Origin of the sequence: Acinetobacter sp. 1130196 (assembly GCF_000588095.1) — a bacterium.
Classification (GTDB): Bacteria; Pseudomonadota; Gammaproteobacteria; order Pseudomonadales; family Moraxellaceae; genus Acinetobacter; species Acinetobacter nosocomialis.
Genome location: NZ_JFWX01000118.1, coordinates 1 through 1,797, shown reverse-complemented (window position 1 = coordinate 1,797; position 1,797 = coordinate 1). Strand labels below are relative to the sequence as shown.

The following is a 1,797-nucleotide window of genomic DNA, read 5'->3' as shown; positions in this document are numbered from 1 at the left end:
TCCGATTTACCAGTGCAGCGATTAAGTTAATGCGTAAACCGAATCTTTTCCGTCTATTTCGATAGCGTTCACTTAATATTCTAAATGTTTTCAATTGACTATTAATATGTTCGATCACAACTCGTATTTTTCCAATCATTTTATTGTACTTTTTCTCAACATCAAATAAGGGTAAATTCTTCTTTTTCTTTATTGGCATCAATAATTTAAAGCCATCTTGCTCTAATCCGTAGTACCCTAAATCGGTCATAACATATTTACAATGTTTGAATTTTTTAACCGTTCTTCTTGCCAATTTAATGTCATGCTGACTGCCATTCGATATATCTAGCCCTATGATTTGTTTGCTGTTCGGATGATAGATCACTTGTGCTTTTAGCGTATGTTTCTTCTTTTTACCACTGTAGAACTTACTCTGATTTTTTTTTCGGACGTTCTATTGAACATTCTGTCGCATCAATAATGACCCAGTTAAACTGTTCGTCTGCTGTGGTAATGCTTCGTTTTGGCAGAGTAAACCGTCTTGATTTCATCAATGCATCTTCAACCTTTTTAATGGTTCGATTCACATTACTTTCAGCGATATGGTAATTTGCAGCCAACTCCAATTGAGTGCTGTAATTCCGTAAGTAATTGAGTGTTAATAATAATTGATCCTCTATAGCTAAAGTATGAGGACGCCCAGATTTCTTTTTAAGTGATTCTACTTCTTTTAAAACTTCGATCATTTCACTAAAAACTGGTCGAGGTACACCAACCAAGCGCTGGAATTCAGAATCTGAAAAACGATTTAATTTCTGATATCTCATGAAATTTAGATTGAGGTGGTTTTTACTTTCGCAAGAGGTCTAATATTAAAGAGGGTGTTATGTCTATATTAGATTTCGCTATTTTTTTTATATGCTTATATGGAGTTGGCTATTTTGTAGTTAAAGCACGGTGGAAGCTTCGCTATTTAGTGCCAATATGGTTTTTATCATTTTTTATTATCACTCTATTTATTTTAGCAATTTTATTTCCTAAAGATTGGACCAATGCGCAATTTTTTACTAAAGATGGCCCTAATCACTTAGCACTTTTTTCTTTATTAATATCTTCATCTTTAAGTTCACTTGTTACGTTTATTTTAATTTTGGTTGTGTGGGCTATTCGGCATGATGTCTTTTAAAGTAATCTAATTAAAGGATTATAGATAATTTATAATTTCATTAAATTACTATAGCCATTAAACTAGAACTTTAAATTTTTTCATGTTTGAGAATTTATGCTAAAATTCATTCGATATATTTCTCATCACAAGCAATTTAATATTTATTATGTTTTTTATTTTAAGAAAAAAACTTCAAAAAATCGCCATTATTTTCGTAGCAATCAATTTATTAGCTTGTAGTCATCAACCAGATTTTAAAGATATTTCTCGTTTAGCAGAAAGAGGGGCGAATTCAAACATGAGGTGCGACAGTTTCAAAAGCCATATGATAATCAACAAGCTGAGCAAATTTCTCTAATGGTGTAAGCCAATCTAACGCCTTTCTAGGACGAGTATTCAGTGACATGGCAACTTGATTTAAATAATGCTGATCTGCCTGATTTAAATCAATCCCTTTAGGTAAATATTGCCTAATTAAACCATTCATATTTTCGCATGTGCCTTTTTGCCAAGGTGAATGTGGGTCACAGAAATATACATCTATGCCTAAATCTTCTTCGAGTATTTTATGTTCTGACATCTCGCGTCCACGGTCATAGGTCAACGTTTTACGCAGTTCTGCAGGTAAATATTTCAGAGCTTCAGTT

The 1,797-nt window shown here is 32.6% G+C and carries 3 protein-coding genes and 1 pseudogene; 2 read left to right on the top strand and 2 right to left on the bottom strand.

The window, feature by feature from the left end:
* A protein-coding gene (locus tag J671_RS25735; protein ID WP_155765201.1) for an IS5-like element ISAba27 family transposase occupies positions 1-809 on the bottom strand; the annotation gives its coding sequence in 2 pieces (ribosomal slippage) (positions 1-427 and positions 429-809; 808 coding nt annotated over the 2 pieces). This gene is flagged as partial in the annotation.
* 59 nt (positions 810-868) lie between these two features.
* Here J671_RS25735 and J671_RS0105425 point away from each other — a divergent pair.
* Both J671_RS0105425 and J671_RS25920 read left to right on the top strand, forming a co-directional pair.
* On the top strand, positions 869-1,168 hold the full coding sequence (locus J671_RS0105425) for a hypothetical protein (RefSeq protein ID WP_004887849.1): 300 nt from the start codon (positions 869-871) through the stop codon (positions 1,166-1,168).
* 148 nt (positions 1,169-1,316) lie between these two features.
* Positions 1,317-1,436: pseudogene (locus tag J671_RS25920) on the top strand (sel1 repeat family protein); the annotation flags it as partial.
* A 6-nt stretch (positions 1,437-1,442) separates the two neighbouring features.
* On the opposite strand, the gene J671_RS24725 reads toward J671_RS25920, so the two are convergent.
* Positions 1,443-1,797 (bottom strand): IS30 family transposase (locus J671_RS24725; protein WP_000316084.1); only part of this gene is annotated, 355 nt, incomplete at its 5' end.